The sequence below is a fragment of the Colwellia sp. MB02u-10 genome (genome assembly GCF_014077185.1).
Classification (GTDB): Bacteria; Pseudomonadota; Gammaproteobacteria; order Enterobacterales; family Alteromonadaceae; genus Cognaticolwellia.
In genome coordinates this window covers 1-532 of the sequence record NZ_JACGVK010000047.1, presented here as the reverse complement: position 1 = coordinate 532, position 532 = coordinate 1, and the positions used below count along the sequence as shown (strand labels likewise).

Genomic DNA, 532 nt, shown 5'->3' with positions numbered 1-532 from the left:
GATTACACAGTAACGGATGGAACTGCAACTGATGTTGGACAATTAACCATCACGGTAGCTGCTGCAAATGATGCACCCGTCGCAGTCGATGATGTAATCAATGTCACTGAAGATACAGCATTTACATCAAGCATTGATTTAGCTGCTAACGATACCGATTTAGATGGAGACAGCTTAACGGTAACAGCGGGAACATTTACAACAGCGCAAGGCGGAACATTGGCGCTTGCAGCGGATGGCTCATACACTTATATACCCGCAGCAAACTTCAATGGTACCGATACAGTTGATTACACAGTAACGGATGGAACTGCAACAGATACAGGGACATTAACCATTACGGTAGCTGCTGCAAATGATGCACCCGTCGCAGTCGATGATGTAATTAATGTCACTGAAGATACAGCATTTACATCAAGCATTGATTTAGCTGCTAACGATACCGATTTAGATGGAGACAGCTTAACGGTAACAGCGGGAACATTTACAACAGCGCAAGGCGGAACATTAGCGCTTGCAGCGGATGGCTCAT

At 45.1% G+C, this 532-nt stretch carries 1 protein-coding gene; it reads left to right on the top strand.

The window, feature by feature from the left end; all coding sequences use genetic code 11:
- On the top strand, positions 1-532 hold a 532-nt coding region (locus H4J59_RS00495), incomplete at both ends, for a tandem-95 repeat protein (RefSeq protein WP_182235860.1).